General features: G+C 60.9%; 20 protein-coding genes and 1 pseudogene. 14 read left to right on the top strand and 7 right to left on the bottom strand.

Annotated elements, in window-relative coordinates; genetic code table 11:
• Window positions 1-82 precede the first annotated feature (82 nt).
• Window positions 83-2,365, bottom strand: a complete 2,283-nt coding sequence (locus Asbog_RS07960) for a TonB-dependent receptor domain-containing protein (protein ID WP_062164737.1) — start codon at window positions 2,363-2,365, stop codon at window positions 83-85.
• A 157-nt stretch (window positions 2,366-2,522) separates the two neighbouring features.
• On the opposite strand from Asbog_RS07960, the gene Asbog_RS07955 reads away from it, so the two are divergent.
• The 4 genes and pseudogenes from Asbog_RS07955 to Asbog_RS07940 all read left to right on the top strand — a co-directional run bounded on the left by Asbog_RS07955 (window position 2,523) and on the right by Asbog_RS07940 (window position 5,639).
• On the top strand, window positions 2,523-3,455 hold the full coding sequence (locus Asbog_RS07955) for a heme/hemin ABC transporter substrate-binding protein (protein ID WP_062164736.1): 933 nt from the start codon (window positions 2,523-2,525) through the stop codon (window positions 3,453-3,455).
• The gene (locus Asbog_RS07950) at window positions 3,452-4,468 is read left to right on the top strand and encodes a FecCD family ABC transporter permease (RefSeq protein ID WP_062164735.1); all 1,017 of its coding nucleotides are present in this window, start codon (window positions 3,452-3,454) and stop codon (window positions 4,466-4,468) included. Before Asbog_RS07955 ends, Asbog_RS07950 begins: the two co-directional genes overlap by 4 nt.
• 59 nt (window positions 4,469-4,527) lie before the next feature.
• Window positions 4,528-5,292: pseudogene (locus Asbog_RS07945) on the top strand (ATP-binding cassette domain-containing protein); the annotation flags it as partial.
• 32 nt (window positions 5,293-5,324) lie between these two features.
• The gene (locus Asbog_RS07940; protein WP_031241083.1) at window positions 5,325-5,639 is read left to right on the top strand and encodes an antibiotic biosynthesis monooxygenase family protein; all 315 of its coding nucleotides are present in this window, start codon (window positions 5,325-5,327) and stop codon (window positions 5,637-5,639) included.
• A gap of 171 nt (window positions 5,640-5,810) precedes the next feature.
• Here Asbog_RS07940 and Asbog_RS07935 read toward each other — a convergent pair whose 3' ends face one another.
• From Asbog_RS07935 to Asbog_RS07925, 3 genes are read right to left on the bottom strand one after another with little or no spacing between them, the layout of a single operon-like run.
• Window positions 5,811-6,320 carry a CinA family protein gene (locus Asbog_RS07935; RefSeq protein ID WP_062164734.1) on the bottom strand — a complete coding sequence of 170 codons (510 nt, stop codon included), beginning with the start codon at window positions 6,318-6,320 and terminating at the stop codon, window positions 5,811-5,813.
• Window positions 6,313-8,271 (bottom strand): lytic transglycosylase domain-containing protein, encoded by a 1,959-nt coding sequence (locus tag Asbog_RS14700; RefSeq protein WP_062164733.1) that lies wholly within the window; start codon window positions 8,269-8,271, stop codon window positions 6,313-6,315. Before Asbog_RS14700 ends, Asbog_RS07935 begins: the two co-directional genes overlap by 8 nt.
• Window positions 8,258-8,854, bottom strand: a complete 597-nt coding sequence (locus tag Asbog_RS07925) for a TerC family protein (protein ID WP_083510965.1) — start codon at window positions 8,852-8,854, stop codon at window positions 8,258-8,260. The genes Asbog_RS14700 and Asbog_RS07925 overlap by 14 nt, the downstream gene beginning before the upstream one ends.
• 182 nt (window positions 8,855-9,036) lie before the next feature.
• Between Asbog_RS07925 and purB the strand changes: the two genes are divergently transcribed.
• From purB to Asbog_RS07875, 10 genes are all read left to right on the top strand, one after another.
• Window positions 9,037-10,368, top strand: coding sequence for an adenylosuccinate lyase (gene purB / locus Asbog_RS07920; RefSeq protein WP_062164732.1), 1,332 nt, complete (start codon window positions 9,037-9,039; stop codon window positions 10,366-10,368).
• 98 nt (window positions 10,369-10,466) lie between these two features.
• Complete coding sequence (locus tag Asbog_RS07915) at window positions 10,467-11,855, top strand: sugar porter family MFS transporter (RefSeq protein WP_062164731.1); 1,389 nt, start codon at window positions 10,467-10,469, stop codon at window positions 11,853-11,855.
• Between the two features lie 110 nt (window positions 11,856-11,965).
• The gene (gene purC, locus Asbog_RS07910; RefSeq protein WP_025886165.1) at window positions 11,966-12,730 is read left to right on the top strand and encodes a phosphoribosylaminoimidazolesuccinocarboxamide synthase; all 765 of its coding nucleotides are present in this window, start codon (window positions 11,966-11,968) and stop codon (window positions 12,728-12,730) included.
• A complete protein-coding gene (gene purS / locus Asbog_RS07905) occupies window positions 12,727-12,969 on the top strand; it encodes a phosphoribosylformylglycinamidine synthase subunit PurS (RefSeq protein WP_062164730.1) in 243 nt (80 codons plus the stop codon). The genes purC and purS overlap by 4 nt, the downstream gene beginning before the upstream one ends.
• Window positions 12,966-13,367, top strand: a complete 402-nt coding sequence (locus tag Asbog_RS07900) for a Rap1a/Tai family immunity protein (protein ID WP_062164729.1) — start codon at window positions 12,966-12,968, stop codon at window positions 13,365-13,367. Before purS ends, Asbog_RS07900 begins: the two co-directional genes overlap by 4 nt.
• The gene (gene purQ / locus Asbog_RS07895; RefSeq protein ID WP_023979211.1) at window positions 13,364-14,065 is read left to right on the top strand and encodes a phosphoribosylformylglycinamidine synthase subunit PurQ; all 702 of its coding nucleotides are present in this window, start codon (window positions 13,364-13,366) and stop codon (window positions 14,063-14,065) included. Before Asbog_RS07900 ends, purQ begins: the two co-directional genes overlap by 4 nt.
• The gene (gene purL, locus Asbog_RS07890; RefSeq protein WP_062164728.1) at window positions 14,062-16,260 is read left to right on the top strand and encodes a phosphoribosylformylglycinamidine synthase subunit PurL; all 2,199 of its coding nucleotides are present in this window, start codon (window positions 14,062-14,064) and stop codon (window positions 16,258-16,260) included. The genes purQ and purL overlap by 4 nt, the downstream gene beginning before the upstream one ends.
• A gap of 3 nt (window positions 16,261-16,263) precedes the next feature.
• Window positions 16,264-16,494 carry a BolA family protein gene (locus tag Asbog_RS07885; RefSeq protein WP_031241086.1) on the top strand — a complete coding sequence of 77 codons (231 nt, stop codon included), beginning with the start codon at window positions 16,264-16,266 and terminating at the stop codon, window positions 16,492-16,494.
• A gap of 72 nt (window positions 16,495-16,566) precedes the next feature.
• The gene (gene grxD, locus Asbog_RS07880; protein WP_023979215.1) at window positions 16,567-16,902 is read left to right on the top strand and encodes a Grx4 family monothiol glutaredoxin; all 336 of its coding nucleotides are present in this window, start codon (window positions 16,567-16,569) and stop codon (window positions 16,900-16,902) included.
• 165 nt (window positions 16,903-17,067) lie between these two features.
• Window positions 17,068-17,376 carry a hypothetical protein gene (locus Asbog_RS07875; RefSeq protein WP_062164727.1) on the top strand — a complete coding sequence of 103 codons (309 nt, stop codon included), beginning with the start codon at window positions 17,068-17,070 and terminating at the stop codon, window positions 17,374-17,376.
• A 253-nt stretch (window positions 17,377-17,629) separates the two neighbouring features.
• Here Asbog_RS07875 and Asbog_RS07870 read toward each other — a convergent pair whose 3' ends face one another.
• The 3 genes from Asbog_RS07870 to Asbog_RS07860 are packed head-to-tail and all read right to left on the bottom strand — an operon-like array spanning window position 17,630 to window position 20,459.
• Window positions 17,630-18,004, bottom strand: coding sequence for a YraN family protein (locus Asbog_RS07870; protein ID WP_146926627.1), 375 nt, complete (start codon window positions 18,002-18,004; stop codon window positions 17,630-17,632).
• The gene (hemB, locus tag Asbog_RS07865; protein ID WP_062164725.1) at window positions 18,001-18,999 is read right to left on the bottom strand and encodes a porphobilinogen synthase; all 999 of its coding nucleotides are present in this window, start codon (window positions 18,997-18,999) and stop codon (window positions 18,001-18,003) included. Before hemB ends, Asbog_RS07870 begins: the two co-directional genes overlap by 4 nt.
• A complete protein-coding gene (locus tag Asbog_RS07860; RefSeq protein WP_062164724.1) occupies window positions 18,996-20,459 on the bottom strand; it encodes an APC family permease in 1,464 nt (487 codons plus the stop codon). The genes hemB and Asbog_RS07860 overlap by 4 nt, the downstream gene beginning before the upstream one ends.
• Window positions 20,460-20,517 lie beyond the last annotated feature (58 nt).

Raw genomic sequence — 20,517 nt, 5'->3', positions numbered from 1 at the left:
GCCGCGCCATTGCCGCACCCCGAACTCAAAGGCAAGAGGCGCATCCTCCGCTCTCAATACCTAGCGGGGCAGGAAGCTGCGCTCAGCGGGAGAGAGCGAAATTCAGCCCCCCCATGACGGTCAGGCCTTGATTGGGAATGGTCGAGATCTGGCTCGTGTAATACCGACGATTGGTGATGTTGTCGGCATTGATGAACGCCTGAATCTGATGGGTGATCTGGTAAGAGCCGAACATGTCGAACACCACATAACCGCCTTGCTTGGGGTAGAGCGCCGTGCTGCTTGAGGGCCTGCCCAGCGTTTGGGTGGCGGCCCGGATACGGGCACCGAGCGAGAGCTTGTTGTCGAAAAGATGCAGCCCGACCGTCCCTGCCAGAACCGAACGTGGCGGCGTGGTGAGCATGGCGCCGAAGCCGGTGTAATCGGCGCGCGGCAGCTTTGTGGTCGTATTGGTGTAGGACAGCGTTGCAAAGACCAGGCGGTTATCGTAGCGCGCCTGCCCCTCGAAGCCGTGCGTGAAGGTGTTACCCGCCATGTTCTGGTAGAAATACCCGTAGGTCGGGATATAGGAGCCAGCCGCCGGACGCCCGATCACACGCGTCTGGGCGATATAGTTCTTGATGCGCGTGTCGAAATAATCGCCGTCGAACGTTACCTTATCGCCATCCGTCAGCACGTCACGATAATGTAGCTTGGCACCAATTTCCCAGCCATAGGTCTGCTCAGGCGCGAGATTGGGATTGGGAATGAATTTGAGGAAGCCAAGACCCGGATGCGAGCTGGCCATGAACATCTCGGTGACGGCGGGCGGGCGAAAACCGAGACCGTAGCTGCCATAAAGCTGCAGGCCATGCACCGGCGTGACAGCCAATGTCACCTTGGGATTGACGGCATCGGCGCCTCGGAAGGCGCTGAAGGCACCCGCATTGACTGACGTGAAGCCTGAGGCCTCATTAACCCCGCTGCCAGAGGCATGATAGGTGTCGTAGCGCAGGGCGCCCGTCAGCTGCACGATTTTCCAGTTCAGGGCGAGCTGTGTGAAGGCGCTGCCAACCCCGCGCCCGCCGGAGGGGGTGGACCCTTCATATCCGGTCTGGTCCTTTGTCTTGACGGAGTCATGATAGTACTCGCCGCCATAATTGAGCGAGGCGAGCACGGGGCCAATCGGGAATTGCGAGGTGTTGTCCGCCTCGAAGCCCAGCGTGGTCAGGTTGTATTTCGTCAGATTGGCCGCGGCGAGGGTGATGGCGCGGTAGGCCGGCATGGCATTGTCCAGCCCGGTGGAGACCACATAGCCCTTGACGTGCAGCGAGATGAGTTTGTTGTCGTGCGGTGTGAAGCGATACTCCAGATTGCCCTGGTTGTTCTGTATCTTGTTGCCCGCATAGATGCCTTCGGTGCCCTGTCCGAATTCATTGTGATAGATCACTGTCCCCAGGGTCAGGCTTTGGTCCATGCCGGGCTTGATGTCGATCTTGAACAGGCCGGACTGCATACGCTGGTAGGTATCGGGAATGCGCGTGCCGGCGCCATCCTCGTAATCGCCCGAGCTGCGCATGCTGAAGGCTGCGGCCAGACCCAGCCAGGGGCGTACCCTGACACCCGCGCCGACCACGCCCGAACCATCATAATTATTGGTGCCGCCCAGTGCGCGCGCCATCACACCGTAGCGTTTGCCTGAATCGACCAGATCATCAACGCCCAGCGTGTGCATGTTCACAACGCCTGCGATGGCACCCGCACCATCAGCGGTCGAGACCGTGCCACGAGAGACATCCAGCCCTGCAAGCAGAGCCGGGTCGACATAGACACTGCCATTCGCGCCATGGCTGCTGGTCTGGAAGTCCTGCCTAGCGCCATCCACCATGACATTTACACGCCCGAAATCCTGCATGCCGCGTATGGAAATCGCGAGGGAGGGGGAGCCATCATTCTGGAAATAGACGCCCGGCAGCCCGGTGAGGATCATGTAGGGCTCGGTAGGGGCGACACGGAGCATGTCATTACGGGTCAGTGTTGAGCTCGCCTGCGGCACGGCGATTTCGTTCGTTCCATGAACCTTCACGCTCGGCAGGGTGATCTCGTTGCCGTTGCTGCGGGTTACGGTGCCGGACCGTGCTTCTGCGCGCGCCAGTTGCGCGGCTCCGGTCGCGGTCGTTGTGCTCGCTGCCGCACGTGCTGAAGGGGGAGAAGCGTGTGCGCTGCCAGTCGGCGTGTGCCTGTTTTGCACGTTCTGAGGCGCGTGAGGTCCCAGATCCTGACCGGTAGACGGGGCATTGCCTGTCTGGGCGCGTGCCTGAACCGGAGCGAGGGTGATCAGGGCGAGTGACGTCGAAAGAGAAAGTACCCGGCGGGTAGTGATCATGGCGTTAGCCCTGCGAGTCGGTGAATGATGTTGCGAACGGTTATTGAGAATGACTCGCACTTGCAAGACGTAAAAACATCCTTTAAATCACCGCTCCATCGGGTGAGGGAAACCGGCCACACAGCCCCCATGTCCCCGCAGAAAAGGGTCAGGAACCATGAGCATCAGGTTGTTTGGACGGCGTCAGTTCGGGCTCTCGGCATTGGCAACCGGCGTTTCCGGAGCCGCTTCGCGCGCTGCGCGGGCCGGTGAGGCCCGCCCCATACGCGTGGAGGATTGCCGCGGTCGTCATGTCACTCTGGGCACGATGCAGCGCATGGTTTCCATCGGTGGCACGATTACCGAGACGCTTTATGCGCTGGGTGTCGGAGAGCGGATCATCGGGGTCGATATTACCTCGACCTACCCGGTTGCAGCCCTGCGCGAGAAGAAATCGGTCGGTTATATGCGGCAGCTCTCATCGGAAGGGGTCTTGTCCCTGCGGCCCGATCTGGTGCTCGCGATGAATGATTCCGGGCCGCCCAACGCGCTAGATCAGCTTATGGAATCACCTGTCCCGATCGTTATGATCGATTCCACGCCATCTCTTGAAGGTGTGAAAAACCGTATCCTGACGCTCTCGCGCATCGTGGGTGCCGAGGAGCAGGGGGCGTCGATGGTGGTGCGTTTCGACAATCAGCTGCGCACGCTCAAGGCGTGGAAAGAACTGCACCCCAAAAAGGCCCGCGTGCTGTTTGTCATGCGTGTGGTCAACGGGCGACCGATGGCTGCTGGAACCGGGACGGCGGCCGATGCCATCATAACGCTGGCGGGCGGTATCAACGCTGGAAGCGGCATGCAGGGCTACAAGGCGCTGGAGCCCGAAGCCCTGATCGGGCTGCAACCGGACGTCATTCTCATGATGAGTCAGGGCGGGCAGTCCATGCGGGATGCTCTCCTTGCGGATGAGGCCGTCAAGCTCACACCCGCCGGGCAAAAAGGGGCGATTATCGACATGGAGGGCGAGAAGCTTCTTGGCTTCGGGCCGCGTACTGCCGAAGTCGCGCTTGAGCTGGCGCAGGAAATTGCCCGCCACACGCTGCCTGCATGAATGTGCGACGCCTCAATCCGGTGTCGGCCTTCGTCCTGCTGGGGCTCGGGCTTGTGTCGAGCTTTCTTCTCGCTCTGGCGTCTGGCGCGACCGGTTTCGGCTTTTCACCCCACGGCCTGAGCGATCCGCAGGTCATGCGGCTTGTCGTCATGGGCATCCGTCTGCCGCGTATCGTTCTAGCCATACTTGTCGGGGCGGGGCTCGGGGCGGCGGGGGCGGTCATGCAGGGCATGTTCCGCAACCCGCTGGCCGATCCCGGCCTCATTGGTGTGTCGTCAGGCGCCGCGCTGGGAGCGACGCTGATGATCGTTCAGGGCACGCTGTGGTTTGGTGACACCGTTCTCGCCCATTGGGGCATTCCGGCCGGTGGCATGATGGGTGCCTGCGTGATGACTGCCGGGCTTCAGGCCTTTGCAACGCGTCAGGGGCGTCTTTCGACCAGTCGTCTCGTTCTTGCAGGTGTGGCACTCGGCGCTCTCGCCTCGTCCGCGACCGGCATCCTGCTTTACAGGGCCAATGATACGGCGTTGCGGGATCTGACTTTCTGGACCATGGGCAGTCTCTCTGGGGTACGCTGGCCCGAGATCGAAATTCTGGCGCCGCTCACCATTGTCTCTCTCCTGTTGCTCTGGGCGCTCTCACGACCGCTCAACCTGCTGCTGGCCGGTGAGGAGAATGCCGCGCTCATGGGGTGCCATGTGCGGCGGGTGAAATATCTCTGTCTGTTCGCCGTCACGCTTGCAGTGGGGCCGGCCGTATCGTTTTCAGGCGTGATCGGGTTTGTCGGGGTGATCGTGCCTCATCTTGTCCGCCTCGCAAGCGGGCCTGACCATCGGATCCTTATCCCGGCCAGCGCCATGCTTGGCGCCATTCTGCTGGTTCTGTCCGACACCTTGGCCCGAATCATTGCGCCTCCTTCGGATGTGCCAGTTGGTATTATCACGGCGGCGCTTGGTGCACCTGTTTTCATCTGGCTTCTGATGCGCAGCAGTGATCGGGAGATTCCGGCGTGAGCCTGATGCTCGATAACGTCGCTGTCGTTCATGACGGGCGTTCGTTGCTCAATGGCGTATCTCTCACGCTCTCGCCGGGTGAGATGATTGCGGTGATCGGGCCCAACGGGGCAGGCAAGACGACCCTGATGCGTGTTGCTGCCGGATTGCTCGCGCCAAGTTCGGGCCATGTCACGCTCGACGGCACGCCGCTTCATCGTTTCTCTCCCGCCAGCCTTGCTGCCCGACGCGCCATGCTGACGCAGGACCAGAGCCTCGATGCCCGCTTTTCGGTGGATGAACTGGTGAGGTTCGGTGTCCAGGCCCGGGGCCCGTCTCGCGTGAGCCTCGACGCGCTCGTTGCCCGGACCCTAGAGGAAGTCGGTCTGGCTGAGTTCAGTGAGCGTGACATCACCAGTCTTTCGGGTGGAGAGCGTCAACGCGCGCATCTTGCCCGTATTCTGGTGCAGCTGCGCTGGCAGGGCCATGAAGGATACCTGTTGCTGGACGAGCCCGTTTCAGCACAGGATATCGCTCGCCAGGGGCAGGTTCTGTCTCTCGCGCGGGCGTATACGGGCAAGAACGGCGTGTGCAATGGCAGAAAGGCTGCATGCAATGGCTGTCTCGCCATCTTGCACGATCTGAACTGGGCCGCCGCTTTTGCCGACAGGGTTGTGGTGCTTGCACGAGGGCGGATTTACGACGCCGGCCCTCCTGAGACCGTCATAACACCTTCCATGCTCCGGGACGTATTCGGTCTGACCGATGTTGTTCCGGGGCGCCATCGTGAGACAGGGCGGCCATTTCTGCTGCCGCATGATGTCGTTCCGCCCCGTTTCTCATGAGTAATATCAATAAGATAGTGAAAGTATCGTCGATGTATATCGCCATGAACAGGTTTCAGGTCCTGCCCGAGAGCGAGGAGGCCTTCCGCCAGCGCTGGCTTGACCGCGAGGTCCTGCTGACGACTGTGCCAGGGTTTGTCTCGTTCTCGCTGCTGCGCGGGCCGGTCAAGGATGACCATATTCTCTGGTCATCCCACACCATCTGGTCATCCGAGCAGGCATTTCGTGACTGGACTCAGTCTGAACAGTTCCGCAAGGCGCATGCCGGTGCGGGTGGCAACAAGCCCCTGACACTGGGGCCGCCGGTGTTCGAGGGCTTCGAGGTCGTCCAGCATATCGATAACTGAAACTGGTGCCTCCAGGCGAAAATTCTGACCGGCATGGTTGTCTGATGCCGGTTCGGGATCTCTCGCCTGCGGTACGCTATGCGAACCGATGCGGAGACTATCGCAAGACGCGTTGCGGTGCCTGATCTCGCGCGTGCCACGCACGAGATCAGGCATCTGCACGGCGGGTGCTTATGCGCCGAGGCGGGTCAGGATCAGGTCGAAGGCACGCTCGACCGTGGCCGCGCGCACATCATTGCGGTCACCGGAGAAATGAGCCGTTTCCAGAACGGGATTTCTGGTCCCTTCCATAACACACAGGCAGACCGTGCCGACGGGCTTGTCCGCCGTGCCGCCCGCCGGACCGGCTATACCGGTGACGGCAACAGCGATGGTCGCGTTTTCGGCACGATCGAGGGCGCCCATGGCCATCTCTGTTGCGACAGCCTCACTGACGGCACCGTGACGTTCGAGGGTACGCTCGGCAACATCCAAAGCATCCATTTTCATGGTGTTGGAATAGCTGACGATCCCGCCCTCGATCACGTCTGACGATCCTGCAAGCGATGTAAGCATTGCCGCAATCAGCCCCCCTGTGCAGCTTTCCGCTGTCACAAGGCGGGCCCCACGCTGACGCAGGAAGTCGAGAACAGCTTGCGCCTTTTCTGTCAGGCTGGTTGGAACGAGAGCTGATTCAGCCACGGTGATTAACCTCCAGAACACGATAGAGCGCCATGTTTTCCTCGACGCGCTGGATATAGGAGCGTGTCTCCTCGTAAGGCAGGCTTTCGATCCAGTCGACCATGCCCTCCTGAGTGAGAGGCTGGGGCAGGGGGAGGCTGGCCAGCCATTGGTCGGTGCGATGAGGCCCCGCATTATAGGCGGAGAGAACAACCGGCACGACATTGCCGAAGCGCTGTAGAAGCTGGGCCAGATAGGCGCGCCCCAGTGTGAGGTTTGTTGAAGGGTCGCGCAGGCCACTGGCGCTCGTATCGACTCCGGCAAGACCTGCACGGCGGGCGACATCCCGTGCTGTGCCGGTCTGAAGCTGCATCAGGCCGATGGCCTTGGCTGGGCTCGAAACATGCGCGTCAAAACTGCTTTCCTGACGCGCCACCGCAAGGGCGAGCCCATGTGGCAGACCGTCCCCTTCGGCCTGAACGCCATCGAGAACGGGCCAGCCTTCGGGATAGAGGGCGGCGCCCAGACGACCTGTGCGACGCGCGGCGAACACAGCAGGTTCGAGCACATCGATGGACAGACTGAACCGGGCGAGTGCCGCCTGACCGGCGGCATCCTGTACCTGGGCATAGCCCATCATCAGGAATTCACGAGCGTGGTCGTCGTCACCGCGCTCATGCAGCAGGCGGGCAGCTTCGATAAGGTCACCGCGCGAGACCGGGCCGCTGGAGAGCGACGGCACGCGCGCGAGGGCCTGAGCCAGACCTGGTACGTCACCGCCATCGGGGAGCAGTGTATCGCTTTTCCCTGACAACGCGGCTTGTGCCAGTTGCCCATAAAATGTCGTGGGCATTGTGGCCGCCTGTCGCCACGCGGCATTGGCCTCGCTCTGTGCACCGTCCGCGGCGTAGGCGCGTCCAAGCCAGTAATAGCCCCGGCTTCTGGTGATCAGGCTCGTCTGACGGGTGAGGGGAGAAAACGCCTCCCGTGCCTGGGCTGGGTTTTTGACAAAACGCAGGTCGATCCAGCCGCGCAGGAAGCGGGCCTCCAGCGCAGGCGCAGCACTGAGGGGTAATGTCGTGTCATCGGCCAGGATACGCGCTTGCGGTACGTTGCCCTGCATGAGGAAAGCGCGCGCCAGACCGAGGCGCTCATTGGTCCAGTCGGTTGATGGTGCATGTTTCTGAACGGCGAAGCCGTTACTTTGCCAGAGGGCAAAAGCGACATCTGGCGTCTCATAGCGACGAAGCTGCCGCAGGCGCGCCAGCATGATCTGTGGCTCGGCGCGTTGTGCGTCGGTAAGGGATGCGAATTGCGCGGCTGAATCCGGGGCGTTGGAAAGCAGCGCGATCAGCACACGCGCTGTTCCCTGCCGGGAGGGAGCCAGCAGCGAGATCTGTCGCCCTGCTGCTGTGAACTGGCGTGTGCGCAGTTGGCGCTGGAAACGCGCCCAATGATCGTCAGGGGTCAGGCTCGTTGCGTATTCCGCAAGAATAAGGCTGGAATCGGTCTCTCGATCCGCGCCGTTACGCCAGATGCGACGTGCCTGGTTGGCAGCGTCGGGCAGAAGGGCCGCGCAACGCATGAAGGCTTGTACGCCGGTAAGTGGCTCACGTGGGCAGAGTGACGCCAGTTCGCTGTCGCTCGTGCGCGTTGCCAGTGCCTGTTGATAGCGCGACAACATGACGGAGCGTTCGGGCCAAGCGGGGGTGATATCCAGAAAATCGGCATAGGCGCGCGCCAAAATGCCGGGATCCGGTTTGATCAAAGCAAGCCAGGAGTCGAGGCGTGAGGCGACATCCCCCGGTGCGCTGGTGACAGGAGGCACGATCGCCGATGTCGCCGCGCTATCGCCGCCCTCATCCGGAGATGTGGCGTCAGCAATCGGTGGGGCGGGCTCCTGGGCGTGAGTGCTGCAGCCGCCAAGCAGAAGAAGCGTGCTGGTCAGAAGGAGGGATCTAGCCCGCGACATGATGCACCACCTCGATACTCCCCTTATAGATCAGCTCACAGGCGACGAAGGCCACGATGGCGAGACCCAGCCACGCAATCCAGCGATAACGTTCGAGCAGCTTTGCCACGAGCGTCGCCGCCACACCCATGAGCACGACAGAGAAGGCGAGACCAGTCACAAGCACGTAGGGATGACCCAGCGAGGCGCCTGCAACCGCCAGCACATTGTCGAGGCTCATGGACAGATCGGCGAGGATGATCCGGAAGATCGCCTGACCCAGTGTGCCGCTGCGCGTTTCCCCCTCGGCGGGTTCGGGGTGGCGCATCTCTTGGTACATTTTCCAGCAAACCCAGAGCAGCAACAGCCCGCCCGCAAGGGTGAGGCCAATAACGGCCAGCAGCTGCGACGCCACAAGGGCAAGCACGATACGCATGAGCGCCGCACTCGCGACCCCCACGATGATGGTCTTGCGCCGCTGGGCTGCGGGCAGGCCGCGCACCACCATGCCAATTACGACGGCATTATCGCCCGCCAGGGTGATGTCGATCATGACAACCTGGGCAAGCGCGATCAGGGCGTGCCAGGTGAGATCAGGCGCCACATTATCCTCCACATATCTTCAGGGCCCGAAGCCTAGCGGCCAGACGGGGTGCGCGCAATTATACGCACCCCAACGCAGGGTGTTCGCCTGGAAGGTGTTCGTGGCGTGCGTATTGCGGTAAGAGGGCGCAATCCGGACTTTCCGCTCTCGCAGCGTTTTCTTCCCGAAGGAGCCTTACCGTCATGGTGCCACGCTATAGCCGCCCTGAAATGACCGCCATCTGGTCGCCTGCCAATCGCTATCGTATCTGGTTCGAGATCGAGGCGCTGGCCTGTGAGGCGATGGCAGAGCTGGGCGACATGCCGAAGGAAGCGGCGCAGGTCATTCGCGAGCGTGGTGACGCCGCCATGGCAGCGTTCTCGGACGAGGATCTGGCCCGTATCGACGAGATCGAGGCCGTGACGCGTCACGATGTAATTGCGTTCCTGACATGGCTGGCCGAAAAGATTGGCCCCGAGAGCCGCTTCGTGCATCTTGGCATGACGTCCTCTGACGTTCTGGACACGTGTTTTTCGGTCCAGCTCGTTCAGGCAACCGACCTGCTGCTCGAAGATCTCGATGCCGTGCTGGCCGCACTGAAGAAGCAGGCTTTCGCCCATAAGAACACCGTCACGATCGGCCGCTCGCATGCCATCCATGCCGAGCCGACCAGCTTCGGGCTCAAGCTCGCTGGCCATTATGCCGAATTCGCGCGTAACCGTGAGCGCCTGCTGGCGGCCCGCAAGGAAATTGCCATCTGCGCGATTTCGGGCGCTGTAGGCACCTACGCCCATATCGACCCCCGTGTGGAAGAGTTTGTGGCGGCGCGTCTTAACCTTGCTGCTGAGGATGTTTCGACACAGGTCATTCCGCGCGACCGTCATGCCGCATTCTTCTGTGCGCTTGGCGTGATTTCGAGCGGTATCGAGCGTCTGGCTGTCGAGGTGCGTCACCTCCAGCGTTCGGAAGTGCGCGAGGCGGAAGAGTTCTTCCATCCTGGGCAGAAGGGCAGCTCGGCCATGCCCCACAAGCGTAATCCGGTGCTTTCAGAGAACCTTACCGGTCTGGCGCGTCTGATCCGCTCTCACGTCATCCCGGCGCTTGAAAACGTGGCGCTCTGGCATGAGCGCGATATCAGCCACTCCTCTGTCGAGCGCAACATCGGTCCCGATGCCACGATCGGCCTCGATTTCGCGCTGATGCGTCTGGCAGGCATGATGGACAAGCTGGTGGTCTATCCCGAGCGCATGATGGCCAATCTCGAATCGCTGGGCGGTGTCGTCCATTCGGGCGAGGTTCTGCTGGCTCTTGCCCGCTCGGGCATTTCGCGCGAGGACGCCTATCGTATCGTGCAGCGCAATGCGATGGAGACCTGGACGAAACTCGGGACACCTGAAGGTCGGAGCTTCCGTGAGAATCTGGATGCGGATCCCGAGGTCGCTGGTCGGGTCGATTCAACGGTGCTGGATGAGGCTATGGACAGCACACGACATCTTGTTGCCGTAGACCGCATATATGACAAGGTTTTTGGTTGAGATCCCACATTATGTGTTGACCTTGTGGCGTCTAATTGTGGAAGTAACGTGTTTGTAATCTCAAGCACGTTCATCCGGACCAAGACGAAAGCTGACCAATGGCTTCCACATCGCGCCCACGAGGGCATGCACTAACGAACTTCATCGCCGTTATCGCGGCGACGGGCGGCCTCCTTTTCGGGTATGATACTGGCATCATCTCGGCCGCCCTGCTTCAGCTCACCCCGCAATTCCAGCTCACCACGGAAAGCGCCGAGATCGTTACCTCGGCCGTTATTCTCGGTGCGCTGATCGGTTGTATCTCGGCAGCACCGCTTTCGGATCGTCTGGGTCGTCGTCGTACGATCATTGCTGCGGCGACGCTGTTCCTCATCGGAACCGTGATCGTGACTTTCGCGCATACGGTCGCCATCCTGACCTTTGCCCGTCTGATCCTCGGGCTTGCCATCGGCGCCTCCTCGCAGATCGTGCCGATCTATATTGCCGAGATCGCGCCGCCCGAGCGTCGCGGTTCGCTCGTGGTTGCGTTCCAGTTTGCCATCGCCTTTGGTCAGCTTATCTCCTTCGTGACCGGCTATCTGCTGCAGGATTACTCGTGGCGCCTGATGTTCGGCCTGGGTGTCATTCCGGCGGTCATTCTTTTTGTCGGTATGCTTTTCCTGCCCAACAGCCCGCGCTGGCTGGCCATGCAGGGTGAGTTCGAGCGTGCTCGCACCGTGCTGCGTAGCGTGCGTCGCACCGATGCCGAGGCTGACCGCGAACTGCAGGAAATTCAGGATCAGCACGACGAGAAGGCCCCGCTTTCCGAAGTGTTCAAGCCCTGGGTTCGTCCGGCTACTATTGCGGCCGTTGGTATTGCGCTGCTGTGCCAGCTTACTGGCATCAACGCGGTCATGTACTACGCGCCGACCATTTTTGCCGATGCTGGCTTTGGTCAGTCATCCGCTCTGCTGACCTCGGTTGCGGTCGGTGTCTCGATGGTTGGTACGGTCGCGTTCGGCGGCTGGGCTGTCGATGCCTGGGGGCGTCGTACCCTGATGCTTCGCATGATCCCCGGTGCTGTTGTCTCGCTCGTTCTGCTGGGCTTCATGTTCTTCACTGGCCAGACGCATGGTTGGGGTGCATTTGTGACTGCCGCTGCCGTGGTGGGCTATGTCGTGTTCAACGTCGGCAGTCTGTCGGTGGCGATCTGGCTGGTGGGCGCAGAGGTGTTCCCACTGTCCTGCCGTGGCACGGGCATGAGCCTCGTTGCTGCCAGCCACTGGGGCGCAGATCTGATCATCTCTCTCACGACGCTCAGCATGGTGAAGGCGCTCGGCGCTGGCGGTACGTTCTGGCTCTTCGCAGCCGTGAATGCCGTCTCGTTCTTCTTCGTGCTGCGTTATGTGCCCGAGACACGGGGCCGTTCGCTCGAACAGCTCGAGGCATCCCTGCGTGACGGCACCTTCGCGCCCATCGCTCGCGCCAAGGCTGCTGCTGCCGAATAAGACGACAGGCGCTCTCCTGTCATGACGACAGGGGACGATCATGGGTATGAACGGCGTTGCTCCGCTGCTATATGCGGGACAACGCCGTTCACCGTTTTTGAAAGATCGTCATGGCACGCCGTCGTCAGCTCTATGAAGGAAAAGCCAAGATCCTGTTCGAGGGGCCAGAGCCCGGCACACTCGTCCAGTATTTCAAGGATGATGCCTCCGCCGGCAATGGCGTGAAAAAGGGGATCATCACCGGCAAGGGCGTGCTGAACAACCGCATCAGCGAGCACCTCATGCTTCGCCTGCATGAAATCGGTATCCCGACCCATTTCGTTCGTCGCCTGAACATGCGCGAGCAGCTGATCCGCGAAGTCGAGATCATCCCTCTCGAAGTTGTTGTGCGCAACGTGGCTGCGGGCTCGATTGCCAAGCGCCTTGGCCTTGCCGAAGGCACGCGTCTGCCCCGGTCGATTCTCGAATATTACTACAAGAATGATGCGCTCAACGATCCGATGGTGTCGGAAGAGCATGTCACCGCCTTTGGCTGGGCTAATGCGCAGGATCTCGATGAGATCAATGCCTATGCGCTGCGTACCAATGATTTTCTCACGGGCATGTTCCAAGGCATCGGCATCCAGCTTGTCGATTTTAAGCTCGAATTTGGTCGCCTGTGGGAAAACGACGAGATGCGTATTGTGCTCGCCGACGAAATTTCTCCCGATAACTGCCGCCTGTGGGACACCAAGACGAGCGAGAAGCTCGACAAGGACCGTTTCCGTCGGGATATGGGCCGTGTCGAGGAAGCTTATCAGGAAGTCGCCCGCCGCCTTGGCATTCTGCCCGAGGCCGGCAACGGCGATCTCAAAGGACCGGAGGTCATGCAATGAAAATTCGCGTCAATGTCATGCTGAAGGAAGGCGTGCTCGATCCGCAGGGCAAGGCCATTGGTCACGCCCTTGAGGTGCTGGGCTTTGCCAATGTTGGCGAAGTGCGCGTGGGCAAGACCATGGAACTCGAGATCGCGACCGAAGATCGTGAAAAGGCACTCGCCCAGGGCGAGGCGATGGCCCGTGAGCTTCTGGCGAACCTCGTGATCGAAGATTTCGCTGTCGAGGTTGTTGGATGACCCGCAAGCTGGCTCTTCTGGCGGCAGTTGCTCTTGCACTGCCAGCAGGCGGCCTGGCCGGTGTGGCTCAGGCTGATGAGCATCGTCTCTCTTCCATGCAGGCGGGTCGCTTTGGCGCCATCTGCTCCAAGCCCCAGGGCAAGGCCGTCTGTGATGCCTATATTGCCGGCATGGCCGATTCAGGTGCGCTTTCGGCCCTGAACGCCAAGAGCAATGGCGATAGTGGCACGGTGGCCGGTTTCTGCGTCCCTGACGCCGAAACCACCGATGCCATGCGTGGCAAGGTGCTGTCCTGGCTCAAGGCTCATCAGGACGTCCTGAAATTCCCTGTTGGCAAATCCGTTTTTGCGGCTCTGCACGAAGCCTATCCGTGTTCGGGCCAGGGAGGGAAGCCATGAAGGCCGGTATCGTCGTTTTCCCTGGCACGAACCGTGAGCGCGACATGGAGCAGGCGCTTCGTCTCGTCAGCGGCAAGGCGCCCACCATGCTCTGGCATCGTGATACGAGCCTCCCCGATCTGGACCTGATTGTCCTTCCGGGCGGGTTCAGCTTCGGCGACTATCTGCGTTCGGGCGCCATGGGCGCACACTCGCCGATCCTGCGCGAGGTGCGTGCCTTCGCCGAGCGCGGCGGGTATGTGCTGGGCGTGTGCAACGGGTTCCAGATCCTGACCGAAGCCCAGCTTCTACCAGGGGCGCTCCTGCGCAATGCGGGGATGCGTTTCCTTTCGCAGGACGGGTTCCTCCGTGTCGAGACGCAGGATACGGCCTTCACGCGTGACTGGTCCAAGGGCGATGTCTTCCGTGCGCCGCTGGCTCATGGTGACGGCAATTACACGGCCTCGGAAGCCGAGCTCGATCGCCTCGAGGGTGAAGATCGCGTGGCTTTCCGCTATGTCTGCGCCAAGGGCACGCTTGATGCCGCGAACCGCGTCAGTAACCCCAATGGCAGCCAGCGCTCCATCGCAGGCATTCTGAGCGCCAATAAGCGCGTCTGTGGCCTGATGCCCCACCCTGAAAACCTGGTCGATCCCGATCTTGGCGCGACAGATGGCGTGCCGCTGTTCTCGGGTCTGGTGAAGAGTCTCGTCGCATGAGCATGATCGTCAACGCTGAACTCGCCGCCCGCTTCGGTCTCTCTGCCGAGGAATACCAGAAGGTTCTGGACATCATGGGCCGCGTGCCCAGCCTAACCGAACTCGGTATTTTCTCGGTCATGTGGTCGGAGCATTGCTCCTACAAATCATCGCGTGTGCATCTCAAGACCCTGCCCACCAAGGCCCCCTGGGTCATTCATGGCCCCGGTGAAAATGCCGGTGTTGTGGATATCGGAGACGGTCTTGCGGCTGTCTTCAAGATGGAAAGCCACAACCATCCGTCGTTTATCGAGCCCTATCAGGGCGCGGCGACAGGCGTGGGTGGCATCCTGCGCGATGTGTTCACGATGGGCGCGCGCCCCGTTGCCAATCTGAACGCACTTCGCTTCGGTGACCCGTCGCTTCCTGTGACGCAGCGCGTGATTGATGGCGTGGTACGTGGCATTGGTGGCTACGGTAACTGTGTTGGTGTGCCCACGGTAGGCGGTGAGATCAACTTCCACCCGGCCTATAATGGCAATCCGCTCGTCAACGCCATGACCGTTGGTATTGCCCGCCAGGATCGCATCTTCCTTTCGGCTGCTGCGGGTATCGGCAATCCGGTGGTCTATGTCGGCTCCAAGACCGGGCGCGATGGCATCCATGGCGCTACCATGTCCTCGGCGGAATTCGACGAACATGCGGCGTCCAAGCGTCCGACGGTGCAGGTGGGTGACCCGTTCACCGAGAAGCTGCTGATCGAGGCCTGTCTCGAACTGATGGCGACCGACGCTATCGTGGCGATTCAGGATATGGGCGCGGCTGGCCTCACATCCTCTGCTGTCGAGATGGCGGGCAAGGGTGGTGTCGGTATCGAGCTCGATCTCGACAAGGTGCCGCAGCGCGAGACCGGCATGACGGCTTACGAAATGATGCTGTCGGAGAGCCAGGAGCGTATGCTCATGGTGCTCAAGCCTGAGCGCACTGACGTAGCCCGCGCCATTTTCGAAAAATGGGACCTCGATTTCGCGATCGTCGGCGTGTTGACCGATACGGCGCATATCACGGTCAAGCATCTTGGCAAGACGGAGGCGGATATTCCGCTTGCGCCACTGGCTGATGAGGCACCGCTCTACCATCGTCCCATGACGCACGCTGCCAAGCCGGCGCGTCTGGGCACAGTGGCCGATCCTGCGGGTGTCGAACATGCGCTGCTGACCCTGTTGGCCTGCCCGGATCTCGCCTCGCGCGCCTGGGTCTGGAACCAGTATGACAGTGGTGTCGGCGGCCAGACGGCCCGTCGTCCCGGTGCGGCCGATGCTGCCATCGTTCGCGTCGAGGGCACGAAGCGCGGTCTTGCCATGACGACCGATTGCACGCCGCGCTATTGTCAGGCTGACCCGCATGCGGGTGGGGCTCAGGCAGTTGCAGAAGCCTGGCGCAATATCACGGCAACGGGTGCGCTGCCGCTGGCCGTGACCGATAACCTGAACTTCGGCAATCCCGAAAAGCCGGAGATCATGGGTCAGTTCGCCGATGCCATCAAAGGCATGGGTGAGGCCTGCCGCGCGCTGGATTTCCCGGTCGTGAGTGGCAATGTCTCGCTGTACAACCAGACGAGCCATCCGAGCGGTCTGAGCCAGCCGATCCTGCCGACGCCGGCCATCGGCGCTATCGGTGTGATCGACGATGTGACCAAGGCGATTGGTCTTGGCATGCCTGAGCAGTGCGAGCTTGTGCTGATCGGTGAGATCCGTGGTGAGCTCGGCCAGTCGCTATGGCTGCGTGAGATCTGCCATCGCGAAGATGGTGCCCCGCCGATCATCGATCTTCACGCCGAGCGTCGCAACGGTGACTTCGTGCGCAAGATGATCGGGGAAGGGCGCATCGAGGCCTGCCACGACATCGCCGATGGCGGATTGCTTGTGGCCGTGGCGGAGATGGTCATGGCGAGCGGCGTTGGCTGCCATCTTGACAAGCCGCATCACGGCACGAGCCTCCATGCCTATTACTTCGGCGAGGACCAGGCCTGCTACGTGGTGGCCACCAGGCATGCTACCGCGCTGATCGATGCAGCTGAAAAGGCTCATGTGCCAGTGCGTCATCTCGGACGTTCAGGGGGTGATTCACTGGTTCTGACCGACGGTATGAGCCTGTCGGCCGAGCGTATGCGCAAGGTCAATGCCGAGTTCTTCCCCAAGCTGATGGAGCGCTGAACCATGCCGATGAGCGCCGAAGAAATCGAACGCACCATCAAGGCTGCCCTGCCCGATGCCGTGATCGAGATTCATGATCTCGCGGGTGACGGGGACCATTATGCTGCAACCGTGACCAGTACCGCTTTTGCGGGGCTCCCACGGGTGCGCCAGCACAAGCTCGTCTATGACGCGTTTGGTGGTCGTATGGGGACAGAGCTGCACGCTCTGGCCCTCAAAACACAAACCCCCTGACAATCGAGACCAGTTGGGTCTATAATTAAGCGATTATTGACCCAACGCGCATCTCGCGCACAGGAGCGATCCATGGCCGAAGCTACTTTTCAGCAGATTCAGCAGCTTATCGACAACAATCCCGTCATGCTTTTCATGAAGGGTGACAAACTGTTCCCTCAATGCGGCTTTTCCGCACGCGTCGTGCAGATCCTCGGGCACATGGGCGTCGATTTCGAGACGGCCAATGTGCTTGCTAGCCCGGAACTGCGCCAGGGCATCAAGGACTTTTCGCAGTGGCCGACAGTGCCGCAGCTTTATATCAAGGGTGAGTTCATCGGCGGATGCGATATCGTGACCGACATGTTCCAGAGTGGCGAACTGGAGTCTCTGCTGGAGGAAAAGCAGATCGCCAAAAAGGTGTCCTGATCTGCCTTGATTAAGCCATAAACTCTGCGCGCTGCCACGGTTTCGTCTTAAACTGTGGCAGTATTGCAACGGTAAATCTTCTTGTAAAAAATTCTTCCCGAGACCTCTTGTTGTACTTTCGCAGTCCTGACTAACGTGGCGGAAGTCACTCAGAGGGAAGAAAAAATGCGGCGCCTATCGGGTCTCAAACTTGCAGCTTCAGTCGTCGCCGTTGGGGCAGCCTTTGCCTCTCATGGTGCAAGCGCAAGAGAGATCACCGATTGGGAAGCCTCCAAGCTGACGCTTGATGCACTGACCGCCACGCCCGTCTATCACCGCCCCGTCACAACCTATACGCATCACCACGGTGCAGCCGTTCATCAGGTGGCCGCCCGTCACGTGTCAGCGCCGTCACGTCGCGCCCTTGTCCACACCGTGGTCTATCACGCCAAGGCACCGGCAAGCAGCAAGCATCACGCTCGCCGTCACGGCTGATCGACTGGGGCGCTATTGCGCCCCGCTTAAACTGCCTTCCTGCGCGGTTGGTATCTGATTTCCCCTGCAAGGAATCTTATCGGAGCCGGTCTCCGCTAATGAACTCCGTTAGCCAATCAGACCGTGCTCCCGGCGTTTCCCGCCGACCATTCCCGACCGCCATGCCATGCAGCCGCGGTCGCTCCCCGAAGACTCCTGTCTCTCATCTAAGGCGGGTCCGGGGCAGGGGCAACAGCGCTGTTCGACGGTTGGACTAACCGTCCCTCAGAATATCCTCGATCCATCCGACATTCCCAGCGACGTCATATATCATGAGGTCGCACCGGGTGTTTTCGCGTCGCCATGACGGCTGTGTCTGAAGAAGATACTCCGCGGCGGCCAGAAGACGGTGCTGTTGGGGGAGCCTCAGGGCGTAGGCGGCCTCATCCAGTGTGCGGCGCTGCTTGACCTCAACGAACAGGATGAGACTGTCAGTCGCCGCGACGAGATCGATCTCGCCATATGGGGTGCGGCATCGCTCGGCAAAAAGCACGAAGCCCGCATTTGCAAGCGTTTCGCGCGCGTGAGCCTCCGCCGCCACTCCGGCGGCGAAAGCCCTGCCGCCGCGCCTTTGGCGCGCGGTCGTCACAGCCTGCTACGGAGCAACTTTGCAGCCTCGACTGCGAAATAGGTAAGGACGCCATTGCAACCGGCACGCCGGAATGCAAGCAGACTTTCAAGTATGGCGCGATCGCGGTCCAGCCAGCCATTCTGGATAGCCGCCATCAGCATCGCGTATTCACCTGACACCTGGTACGCAAAAGTCGGAACGGCGAAGGTTTCGCGTACCCGATGGATGATGTCCAGATAGGGCATGCCGGGTTTGACCATGACCATATCTGCGCCTTCCTGGATGTCGAGCGCGACCTCGCGCAGCGCTTCATCGGAATTGGCAGGGTCCATCTGATAGGTTTTCTTGTCGCCCTTGAGCAGTCCCCCGGACCCCAGAGCGTCACGGAACGGACCATAGAAGGCGGAAGCATATTTGGCGGCATAGGACATGATGCGCACGTTGTCGTGCCCTGCCTTGTCAAGAGCGGTGCGTATCGCGCCGATGCGACCATCCATCATGTCAGACGGGGCAATGATGTCGATCCCGGCTGCGGCCTGGTTGATGGCCTGTAGGGCCAGAATCTCTACCGATGCGTCATTGACGACGTAATCGCCCTCGATAAGACCGTCATGGCCATGATCGGTGTAGGGGTCGAGCGCCACATCACCGATCAGCCCAAGGTCAGGGTACAGGCGCTTGATTTCACGCGCTGCCTTGCAGATCAGATTGTCCGGGTTGGTGGCCTCACGGCCCGTCGCATCCCTGATGTCCGTCGGGGTGATCGGGAAGAGGGCCACGGCGGGGATACCGAGCCCGATGGCCTCGGCCAGATGAGCCTCAAGCAGGTCCACGCTCACGCGTTCGACCCCGGGCATGGAGGCGACACTGCTGCGCTGCCCTTTGCCATCACACACGAAGATCGGCCAGATCAGATTGTCGATCGTCAGCGTCGTTTCGGCCACGAGGCGGCGCGTGAAACCGTCAAAACGGTTACGTCTTGGACGGCTGAGTGGAAAGGATCCGGTGATCATTGCGTTGTTCCCTCGGCAGTAAGCTTGCTCTTTTTGATACCATACAGCGCATAAACGACCAGTCCGGCGATCAGCCAGACCACCATGCGTAGCCAGGTGAGCGCATCCAGCGACACCATGACCGCGAGGCAGCTCAGGATACCGCAGACCGGGGTGAACAGCCCGCCGGGTGCGCGAAACGCGCGGGGGCGGTTTGGCTCACGAATGCGCAGGATCAGGACACCCACACAGACCAGCACGAAGGCGAGCAGGGTGCCGATTGAGGTCATGTTGCCGAGCACGGAGATCGGCACCAGCCCTGCCAGCAGGCAGGTCACCACGAGAAAGATCAGGTGAGACACGGCTGGTGCCCGCGTGCGTGGGCTGAGGCGGCCAAATATCGCTGGTAGCAGGCCATCATGCGACATCGCGTAGAACACGCGCACCTGACCCATCATGAGCCCCATCAGCACCGAGATATAGCCAAACAGGATGCTGAACTTGAGAGCGCCCTGCAGCCAGAACAGATGGGTGATATCGATGGCCGTTGCCACAGGGCTGCCATCGCCCTCCAGCTGGCGATAATCAACGACGCCGGTCAGCACGAAGGCGAAGGCGATATAGATGATGGTGCAAATGAGCAGGCTGCCCAATATGCCAATAGGCATGGTTCGCTCTGGATTGCGGGCCTCCTGCGCGGTGGTGGCGATGATGTCAAAGCCCAGATAGGCGAAGAAGATCATGCCAGCAGCTCGCATGATGCCCGAGACGCCAAAATGGCCGAACTCGCCCGTGTTCGGGGGAATGAAAGGGGTGAAATGCTCGGGCTTGATGAAGGGCGAGCAGAATATGATGAAGGCGCCGACCACCCCGAGCTTGAGCACCACGACCACAGCATTGATGCGCGTGGACTCGGAAATGCCGCGCAGCAGAAGCATGACGATGAACACGATTGCGGCCATGGCGGGAAGGTTGATCCAGCCATGGGCCATGCTGCCATCCGGCAGCTTCACCATGCTCATGGGGGATGCCATCCATCGCGGGTCCGGATGCAGGTTCCACTGGCCCAGAATCGAGGCCAGATAGCTTGACCAGCTCGAGGCTACGGCTGCTGCCCCTACAGTGTATTCCAGCACAAGGTCCCAACCGATAACCCAGGCAACCAGCTCGCCAAGCACAGCATAGCTGTAGGAATAGGCCGAGCCGGCAGACGGGATCATGCTGGCCAGTTCGGCATAACAGAAGGCGGCAAACCCGCAGGCAATGGCAGCCACCACAAAAGCGAGTATGACTGCTGGCCCCGCATTCTGGGCCGCAGCAATGCCCGTCAATGAAAACAGGCCAGCCCCGACGGTCGTGCCCACCCCAAGGGCAATCAGCGAAAACGGTCCGATAACGCGGTGCAGCCCGTGTTCGCCTTTTCCGTCGGTTGCCACGTCAATCGGTTTGCGCCGCCACAGGGCGGCGAGGGGCTGGGCCATTCAGTCTTCCTCTAAAACAACTCTCCCGCGCTAAACGGGTTGGCGGCGGGGGGAAATC

This window comes from Asaia bogorensis NBRC 16594, assembly GCF_001547995.1.
Lineage (GTDB): Bacteria > Pseudomonadota > Alphaproteobacteria > Acetobacterales > Acetobacteraceae > Asaia > Asaia bogorensis.
The sequence above is the reverse complement of the archived record's forward strand: the minus strand, read 5'-3'. Positions and strand labels throughout refer to the sequence as shown.

What these genes read in the sequence shown, in the direction of transcription:
- Asbog_RS07960 (WP_062164737.1), bottom strand. Translation starts at nt 2,365, where the DNA reads ATGATCACTACCCGCCGGGTACTTTCTCTTTCGACGTCACTCGCCCTG.
- Asbog_RS07955 (WP_062164736.1), top strand. Translation starts at nt 2,523, where the DNA reads ATGAGCATCAGGTTGTTTGGACGGCGTCAGTTCGGGCTCTCGGCATTG.
- Asbog_RS07950 (WP_062164735.1), top strand. Translation starts at nt 3,452, where the DNA reads ATGAATGTGCGACGCCTCAATCCGGTGTCGGCCTTCGTCCTGCTGGGG.
- Asbog_RS07940 (WP_031241083.1), top strand. Translation starts at nt 5,325, where the DNA reads ATGTATATCGCCATGAACAGGTTTCAGGTCCTGCCCGAGAGCGAGGAG.
- Asbog_RS14700 (WP_062164733.1), bottom strand. Translation starts at nt 8,271, where the DNA reads ATGTCGCGGGCTAGATCCCTCCTTCTGACCAGCACGCTTCTTCTGCTT.
- purB (WP_062164732.1), top strand. Translation starts at nt 9,037, where the DNA reads ATGGTGCCACGCTATAGCCGCCCTGAAATGACCGCCATCTGGTCGCCT.
- Asbog_RS07915 (WP_062164731.1), top strand. Translation starts at nt 10,467, where the DNA reads ATGGCTTCCACATCGCGCCCACGAGGGCATGCACTAACGAACTTCATC.
- purC (WP_025886165.1), top strand. Translation starts at nt 11,966, where the DNA reads ATGGCACGCCGTCGTCAGCTCTATGAAGGAAAAGCCAAGATCCTGTTC.
- purS (WP_062164730.1), top strand. Translation starts at nt 12,727, where the DNA reads ATGAAAATTCGCGTCAATGTCATGCTGAAGGAAGGCGTGCTCGATCCG.
- Asbog_RS07900 (WP_062164729.1), top strand. Translation starts at nt 12,966, where the DNA reads ATGACCCGCAAGCTGGCTCTTCTGGCGGCAGTTGCTCTTGCACTGCCA.
- purQ (WP_023979211.1), top strand. Translation starts at nt 13,364, where the DNA reads ATGAAGGCCGGTATCGTCGTTTTCCCTGGCACGAACCGTGAGCGCGAC.
- purL (WP_062164728.1), top strand. Translation starts at nt 14,062, where the DNA reads ATGAGCATGATCGTCAACGCTGAACTCGCCGCCCGCTTCGGTCTCTCT.
- Asbog_RS07885 (WP_031241086.1), top strand. Translation starts at nt 16,264, where the DNA reads ATGCCGATGAGCGCCGAAGAAATCGAACGCACCATCAAGGCTGCCCTG.
- grxD (WP_023979215.1), top strand. Translation starts at nt 16,567, where the DNA reads ATGGCCGAAGCTACTTTTCAGCAGATTCAGCAGCTTATCGACAACAAT.
- Asbog_RS07875 (WP_062164727.1), top strand. Translation starts at nt 17,068, where the DNA reads ATGCGGCGCCTATCGGGTCTCAAACTTGCAGCTTCAGTCGTCGCCGTT.
- hemB (WP_062164725.1), bottom strand. Translation starts at nt 18,999, where the DNA reads ATGATCACCGGATCCTTTCCACTCAGCCGTCCAAGACGTAACCGTTTT.
- Asbog_RS07860 (WP_062164724.1), bottom strand. Translation starts at nt 20,459, where the DNA reads ATGGCCCAGCCCCTCGCCGCCCTGTGGCGGCGCAAACCGATTGACGTG.